General features: G+C 71.5%; 6 protein-coding genes. 4 read left to right on the top strand and 2 right to left on the bottom strand.

Annotation, left to right across the window (positions count from 1 at the left end; genetic code table 11):
• Positions 1–370: 370 nt before the first annotated feature.
• Together LCD35_RS29180 and LCD35_RS29175 are read left to right on the top strand one after the other, a co-directional pair.
• On the top strand, positions 371–1,087 hold the full coding sequence (locus tag LCD35_RS29180) for a 3-keto-5-aminohexanoate cleavage protein (RefSeq protein ID WP_224978484.1): 717 nt from the start codon (positions 371–373) through the stop codon (positions 1,085–1,087).
• A gap of 311 nt (positions 1,088–1,398) precedes the next feature.
• On the top strand, positions 1,399–1,644 hold the full coding sequence (locus tag LCD35_RS29175) for a hypothetical protein (RefSeq protein WP_225045273.1): 246 nt from the start codon (positions 1,399–1,401) through the stop codon (positions 1,642–1,644).
• Between the two features lie 231 nt (positions 1,645–1,875).
• Here the strand turns inward: LCD35_RS29175 and LCD35_RS29170 are convergent, their stop codons facing one another.
• Positions 1,876–3,384 carry an NAD(P)/FAD-dependent oxidoreductase gene (locus LCD35_RS29170; RefSeq protein WP_225045272.1) on the bottom strand — a complete coding sequence of 503 codons (1,509 nt, stop codon included), beginning with the start codon at positions 3,382–3,384 and terminating at the stop codon, positions 1,876–1,878.
• A 69-nt stretch (positions 3,385–3,453) separates the two neighbouring features.
• Between LCD35_RS29170 and LCD35_RS29165 the strand changes: the two genes are divergently transcribed.
• Positions 3,454–4,527 carry an AraC family transcriptional regulator gene (locus tag LCD35_RS29165; RefSeq protein WP_225045271.1) on the top strand — a complete coding sequence of 358 codons (1,074 nt, stop codon included), beginning with the start codon at positions 3,454–3,456 and terminating at the stop codon, positions 4,525–4,527.
• A gap of 12 nt (positions 4,528–4,539) precedes the next feature.
• A complete protein-coding gene (locus LCD35_RS29160; protein WP_225045270.1) occupies positions 4,540–5,391 on the top strand; it encodes an SDR family oxidoreductase in 852 nt (283 codons plus the stop codon).
• Positions 5,392–5,394: 3 nt separating this feature from the next.
• Here the strand turns inward: LCD35_RS29160 and LCD35_RS29155 are convergent, their stop codons facing one another.
• Positions 5,395–5,772, bottom strand: coding sequence for a hypothetical protein (locus tag LCD35_RS29155; protein WP_225045269.1), 378 nt, complete (start codon positions 5,770–5,772; stop codon positions 5,395–5,397).
• Positions 5,773–6,720 lie beyond the last annotated feature (948 nt).

The raw sequence follows: 6,720 nt of genomic DNA, 5'->3' as shown, positions 1-6,720 counted from the left end.
CACGTACTCCGCACCCCGCTCCGACAACCGGTATGACTGCCCCGACCGCTCCACCAACCCCAAATCCGCCAACCACCACGCCTGCGCCTTCACCCGCGACACCGGACGCCCCACCTCCGCGGCCAACTCCGCCGCCCGCACCCCAGGCCGATCCCGCACCGACTCCAACAACCACCGCGTCCACGGCCCCCGAGCCGAATCCACGTCCCACCCCGCCAACCGGCGATCGATCGCCAACCGCTCCCGAGCACCCAACATCACCACACCACCACGCTAACCACCCCACCGATGATCACGACACGCCACCGGCACGGCAACGACCCAGCGCACCGAATACCCCGCACCCCCGGAAACCGCCACAATCAGGCACATGCTCCAGGCCTGCCTCAACGGCGCCCGCACCCCGCGCGAGCACCACCACCTGCCCGTGCACCCCGAACAGCTCGCCACCGCCGCAGCCGCCTGCACCGCGGCCGGAGCCACCGAACTCCACCTGCACCCCAAACACCCCGACGGCACCGACAGCCTCGACCCGCACATCCTCGCCGCCACCCTGCTCGCCGTCCGCGCCGCCGCACCCGGAACCCCCATCGGCGTCACCACCGGAGCCTGGACCGCACCCGACCCCCGCGACCGCATCACCGCCATCCGCTCCTGGACCGTGCTGCCCGACCACGCCTCGGTCAACTGGCACGAAGACGGCGCCGACGACATCGCCACCGCCCTCCTCGACCGCGGCATCGCCGTCGAAGCAGGCCTGCACTCCGGCACCGACGGACCCGACCGGTTCCGCACCGCACCCACCCGCGACCGAGTCCTGCGCGTCCTCGCCGAAGTCACCGACCCCACCACCCGCGGCGCCGCCACCACCGCCGACACCCTCCTCGACCACATCGGACCCGCCCGCAGCCCCGTCCTGCTGCACGGCTCCGGCGCAGGCGCCTGGCCCGTGCTCACCCTCGCCGCCCACCGCGGCCTCGACACCCGCATCGGCCTCGAAGACACCCTCCAACTCCCCGACGGCGACATCGCCCCCGACAACGCCGCACTCGTCACCACCGCCACCCGCATCCTCAACCGCCGCTGACACCACGCACCAGCCGCAGGGGAGCGGCACCCCGCTCCTTGAGGCAGCAGTGGGCGCCCGCGCCGCCGAACCGGGGTGTAGCGGACGCATGATCGACGCTTGGTTGAACAGGATCGGCGACCGGCGGATGTGAGCGGCGATCCGATGCCAGGGGCGGATGACCGGCCGAAGGACAGGGCGGGCCACCCGCCTGTTTTCGGCTCAGCGGTGTCGTCGGCCTGATAGCGTCCGAAAACGCCCGCTCAGACTGGGAAACGCGAAACGGGCTCCCGCGGGCGGCACCGAGCCCGAGACGATGGGGGTTGATCGTCGTGATCTCAGCAGTGGCGCTCTTCGTGCTCATGCTCGCGGTGGTGGTCAGCCTGCTCGCTCGACGCCGCCGGGCTCCTCGCGGTGGCGGCTACACCGCGGCCCCGTTCATCGGGTCCGGCGGCGCCCACCCCTCCACGCACAGCACCTCCGTGCACGGCCGCGGATTCGACGGAGGCGACGTCAGCGGCGACCTCGACGGCGAGGGCCGCGGTGACGCCCGCAATGGTGACGGTGGCGGCGGCTGAGACCACCCGCACCGGCTTCGCGGGCGTGTCGCAGCACAAGCCGCCCGAGGACCGTTCCCGTCCACCTACGTCCAGGAGTTCGTCGAGGCCACCGCAGTGCGGGAGCAGCCCCACCACGCCGATCACCGGCGGCGCGTTCAGCCCGCCAACCCGGCACGATCCCGCAGCGGGCCCTCCGAGACCGCCGCACCCGACCCGCCGGACTCACCACCCGCACCGAACGCGCCCTGCTCAACTCCCCGTGACAGCAGGGGAGCGGACCCCCGACACCGGCACCGGCACCAACTCCCGCGCCAACCCGCCCCGCAACGTCGCCACCGCATCCAACGGGTAGTTCTGCCGCACCCGCCACGAACCCCGATCACCCTGCCGCGGGAACGCGCCGATCGACCGCTGCACATACCCCGACGCCAGATCCAGCAACGGCCGCGCCCGCAACCCCCGACCCGGCACCGGCACCACCGCCGACCAACCCCGCCGACCCATCAACCCCAACACCCGGCACACCAACCGCGACGACAGATCAGCCCGCAACGTCCACGACGCGTTCGTGTACCCGATGCACACCGCGAAGTTCGGCACCCCCGACACCATCGCCCCACGCCACACGAACTCCTCCGACAACTCCACCGCACGACCGTCCACCCGCAACGAAATCCCCCCGAACGCCAACAACCGCAACCCCGTCGCCGACACCACCACATCCGCCGCCAACACCCGACCCGACCGCAACCGGACCCCCTCCGGCACGAACGACTCCACGTGATCCGTCACCACCTCGGCCCGCCCCTCCCGGACCGCACCGAACAGATCCCCGTCCGGCACCGCGCACAACCGCTGGTCCCACGGGTCGTACGACGGCGTGAAGTGCTCCCGCACCGCCGCCTCATCCCGCAACGCCCGCGCGCTCACCCGCGTCAACAACCCCCGCGCCGCCCGCGGAAAATGCTGGCAGAACTGGAAGAACGCCGTCGAGAACGCGATGTTCTTCCACCGCACCAACCGACTCGCCACCCGCTCCGGCAACCACGCCCGCAACCGCTCCGCCTTCCGGTCCCGCCCCGGAACCGGACTGATCCACGTCGGCGACCGCTGCAACATCGTCACCCGCGCCGCCTCCCGCGCCATCGCCGGAACCAACGTCACCGCCGTCGCACCACTACCGATCACCACCACCCGCTTGCCCGCATAATCCAAGCCCTCCGGCCAGAACTGCGGATGCACCAACTCACCACCGAACGACTCCACACCCGGGAAAACCGGCTCATTACCACGCTCGTAGTCGTAATAACCCGCGCACGAGTACAAGAACCCGCACGTCAACACCCGCTCCGACACCCCGCCGTCCGCACCCCGCACCGCCAGCCGCAACGTCCACCGCGACTCCGCGCTCGACCACTCCGCGGCCACCACCTTCGTCCGGTACCGGATCAACCCCTCGATCCCGAACTCCGCAGCCGTCGCCCGCACGTACTCCAAGATCGACGCACCATCCGCCAACGGCCGCGACCCCCGCCACGGCCGGAACGGATACCCCAACGTCGCCATGTCCGAATCCGACCGCACCCCCGGATACCGGAACAGATCCCACGTCCCACCCGAGACGTCCCGCGCCTCCAGCACCGCCAACGAACGACCAGGGCACTCCGACTTCACCCGGTACGCCGCCCCGACACCGGACAACCCGGCACCCACGACCACCACATCGACGTGCTCGACACCCACCGCAGACTCCGACATGCCCCCAGTCTCCGCACCCACCCCGACCCGATCTTGACGCCACACGACAACTCCTTGACCCTCGACGACATGACGGTGATCCGCTCCGCAGGCCTGCGCGGCTTCCGCGCCACCGTCGCCGAACTCGGCGGCGACGCAGAGCACTACGCCCGCACCGCAGGCCTGCCCACCGCCGCACTCGACACCGACGACCTCCTCGTCCCCGAACGCGCCCTCGTCACCACCCTCGAAACCGCGGCCGCCGACCTGCACCGACCCGACCTCGGACTCCGCATCGCCGCCCGCCAAGACCTCGGCATGCTCGGCCCCCTCGCCCTCGCCATCCGCAACTCACCCACCATCGGCGACGCACTCGAATGCGCCACCCGCTACCTGTTCGTCCACGCCCGCGCCCTCACCATCACCCTCGACGACGACCCCCGCGGCACACCCGGCATCGCCGCCCTCCGCTACGAACTCCCGCCCGGCGCCCCCACCTCCAGCCAAGCCATCGACCTCGGACTCGGCTTCCTGCACCGCGCCATCACCTTCCTCGCCGCAGGCCGCTACGGACTCCGCACCGCCGAACTGCCCCACACACCCGCCGCGCCCCTGCACGTCTACGAAGAGTTCTTCGGCGCCCCCATCACCACCGGCAGCAACGCCGCCCTGCTCCGCCTGCCCCGCAGCCTCACCACCAGACCGCTCACCGGCGCCGACGAACGCGTCCGCCAACTCGCCCTCGCCTACCTCGCCGAACGCACACCGGGGGAGAGCGCCGACCTCGCCACCCGCGTCCGCAGCGTCCTCACCCAAGCCCTCGGCACCACACCACCCGAGATCGGCGCCATCGCCCACCTCATCAACCTGCACCCCCGCACCCTGCAACGCCGGCTCCGCGACGAAGGCACCACCTTCGCCGCACTCCTCGACGACGCCCGCCGCCACGCCGCCCACCGCTACCTCACCGGCACCGACCTGCCCCTCGGCCGGATCGCCGCCCTGCTCGGCCTCTCCGAACAATCCGCGCTCAGCCGCTGCTGCCGACGCTGGTGGCAGACCACCCCCAGCGACGTGCGCCGTGTCGCACGAAGTCACGAGAACGTCGCGCCGGGTCAAGTCACCACGGCCGCCACCACGCACACTCGATCACCACGACGCTGAGCAAGGAGACGCATGCCCACCCTCGACCGCTACCGCTTCACCGGCGGCACCGCCGTCCTCACCGGCGCCGCCAGCGGCATGGGCGAACAGATGGCCCACCAGCTCGCCGCCCGCGGCAGCGACCTCGTCCTCATCGACCGCGACGAAGCACGCCTCACCACCGTCGCCGACACCCTCCGCGGCACCCACCCGGACCGCACCGTGCACACCCACGTCGCCGACCTCGCCGACACACCGGCCCTCGACGACCTGGCCCAGCGCATCACCACCGCAGCACCCCACATCACCCTGCTGATCAACAACGCCGGAGTCGCCCTCGGCGGAACCTTCGACCAGCTCACCGGCGAAGAGTTCGACTGGGTCATCGACATCAACTTCCGCGCACCCGTCACCCTCACCCGGCTGCTGCTGCCCCGGCTCGGCGAAGGCGCGCACATCGTCAACGTCTCCAGCCTCTACGGCCTCATCGCGCCACCCGGCCAATCCGCCTACGCCGCGAGCAAGTTCGCACTGCGCGGCTTCAGCGACGCCCTCCGCCACGAACTCGCCGAACAAGACATCGGCGTCACCACCGTGCACCCCGGCGGCATCCGCACCCGCATCGCCGAATCCGCCCGCGTCGCCAGCGGCGTCGACGAACAACAGCTGGCCCGGGGGAGGGCGAACTACGCGAAGCTGCTGTCCTACCCGGCCGACAAGGCCGCCGCCCAGATCCTCGACGGCGTCCACCGCCGCAAGCGCCGTGTGCTCATCGCGTCCTCGGCCGTCGTCCCGGACCTGCTCGCTCGGCTCTTCCCCGCCCGCTACATGGACGTGCTCTACCGGCTGCACCCGCAGTCACGACCGTCGGCACTGCGGCGCTAGCGCTCAGCCGACGGGGGAGAGGTGCGCCCGCACCCGCTCGCGCAGCAGCTCGTACTCCGCCTGCATCCGCCGCAGCGGGCCGCGGACGACCACTTCACCCGGCCCGACGACCTCCTCGGAGGCGAACTGCTCCCGGGTCAGATCCACCTCCACCGAACCGAGCAGGTTCCACCAGTGGAAGTCGACCCGCGCGCCGGCGACGAGGACTTCGCCGCGCAGCAGCTCACCGCCGAGGAAGTCCTGCAGCACCAGCGCGGTCACCCCGCACTGGCCGCGCGCGGGGTTTCGCGGTGACCACTCGGAGAGGTCTTCGGGGGCGCAGGTGTCGGCCCCCCAGGAACAGCGGAACGCGTGTTCGATCCCGGTCAACGTCATCGGCATGGGGACTGCCTACCGGTGGGGACCGACAGGTGGTGCGGTGATCGGCGGGTGCGACGTGGCCGGCCGGCTCGTCCCGACGCCGAGGCCGAGTCGATGGATGCCGGTGCTGGCGGTGGTGTGGGGTGCCGTGCGGGCGGGGTGCTGGCTTGGCTCGGTGGTGTGCGGAGCGTTCGTGCGGCTGCGGGGAGCGGTCGGAGGAGGCCGGATCTCCGTTACTTGACATAATGTAGATTATCGGCACTCCGGTGACCTCGGAGCATCCGAGCCGGGAGGGGTCGGTGGCCGGGCGTGCGATGCGGGCGCGCGTCGGGCCTGCGTTCGCCGACGGGTGTCGCGGTGGCTCGACGGCGCGGTGCCGTTCGTCGGTTCGGCGAGGCGCCCGGCGGCAGCTGGCGGCGGCGTCCCGGCTGCGCGGCGGACCGCCGGCTCGCCGCCACGGCACGAACCATCCCCGAGGTACATCCCGAAGAGCCCGTCCGTCCGCCGCAAAACGTCACAGTGACGTTTTGCGGGGTGGCTGCGGGCCGCGCGGGACCAGGCGACCGCATGACCCGCCGCGCGAACAAGATCCACAAAACCCTCGGATGATCAAGCTCCACGAGGCCGAGCCGTCGGACCTCGGACCGGATCGGCGGACCCGACGGCGGCGGCCGCGAACATCCCGCACGACGGGCGCCGAACCGGCGAGCACACCGACATCGCCGCCGCGCGGGAGCGGCCGGGGTCCCCCGTGGCCGGGCCCCCGCCCCCTTCTCTATTTGATGGATAATCAACGTTATCCACCAAACAACCACGTTGATCGACTTCGAGATCGCGCCGCCACGACTCCGCTACCGCGACACCTCGAACGCTCCGCACCGGACACCGCTCCCCACCGCGCGCCCAGCCGATCCTCGCGGCCCCCTCGCCGACGGACTCCGCCATCCCCGTCCCGATCATCCCGCGTCC

The sequence above is a fragment of the Saccharopolyspora sp. 6V genome (assembly GCF_020176785.1).
GTDB classification, from domain to species: domain Bacteria; phylum Actinomycetota; class Actinomycetes; order Mycobacteriales; family Pseudonocardiaceae; genus Saccharopolyspora_C; species Saccharopolyspora_C gregorii.
Note: the sequence above shows the minus strand (reverse complement) of the source record. Positions and strands in the feature narration are given on the sequence as shown.

What these genes read in the sequence shown, in the direction of transcription:
- LCD35_RS29160 (WP_225045270.1), top strand. Translation starts at nt 4,540, where the DNA reads ATGCCCACCCTCGACCGCTACCGCTTCACCGGCGGCACCGCCGTCCTC.
- LCD35_RS29165 (WP_225045271.1), top strand. Translation starts at nt 3,454, where the DNA reads ATGACGGTGATCCGCTCCGCAGGCCTGCGCGGCTTCCGCGCCACCGTC.
- LCD35_RS29155 (WP_225045269.1), bottom strand. Translation starts at nt 5,772, where the DNA reads ATGCCGATGACGTTGACCGGGATCGAACACGCGTTCCGCTGTTCCTGG.
- LCD35_RS29180 (WP_224978484.1), top strand. Translation starts at nt 371, where the DNA reads ATGCTCCAGGCCTGCCTCAACGGCGCCCGCACCCCGCGCGAGCACCAC.
- LCD35_RS29170 (WP_225045272.1), bottom strand. Translation starts at nt 3,384, where the DNA reads ATGTCGGAGTCTGCGGTGGGTGTCGAGCACGTCGATGTGGTGGTCGTG.